We start from the raw sequence: 273 nt of genomic DNA, 5'->3' as shown, positions 1-273 counted from the left end.
ATCCTGCTCAAGCTGCCGCACGTGCGTGAGTCCAAGAGCTATATCGTGATGGAAGAAGTGAAAGAGAGCCTGAACCTGCCGATTGCCGACTGATTGCGCTAGACCAGCACTTGTCGGGTGGAAGCCATATATTCGTGTATCTGCTTCTCTACCCGCGGGTGAATCAGTTCGACCGGGCGACGGCCATTCGGGCATGGCAGGCTTTCGGTGGTGCCAAACAGACGGCAGATCAACGGGCGTTCGTCATACACGGTGCAGCCCTGTGGGCCAAGG

General features: G+C 57.5%; 2 pseudogenes. One reads left to right on the top strand and one right to left on the bottom strand.

The window, feature by feature from the left end:
• Positions 1-93, top strand: a pseudogene (locus tag ALO43_RS18725) (AsnC family transcriptional regulator); the annotation flags it as partial.
• Between the two features lie 5 nt (positions 94-98).
• Here the strand turns inward: ALO43_RS18725 and ALO43_RS18720 are convergent.
• Positions 99-273 (bottom strand): annotated as a pseudogene (locus ALO43_RS18720) (YkgJ family cysteine cluster protein); the annotation flags it as partial.

Origin of the sequence: Pseudomonas tremae, from assembly GCF_001401155.1 — a bacterium.
Lineage (GTDB): Bacteria > Pseudomonadota > Gammaproteobacteria > Pseudomonadales > Pseudomonadaceae > Aquipseudomonas > Aquipseudomonas tremae.
The sequence above is the reverse complement of the archived record's forward strand: the minus strand, read 5'-3'. Positions and strand labels throughout refer to the sequence as shown.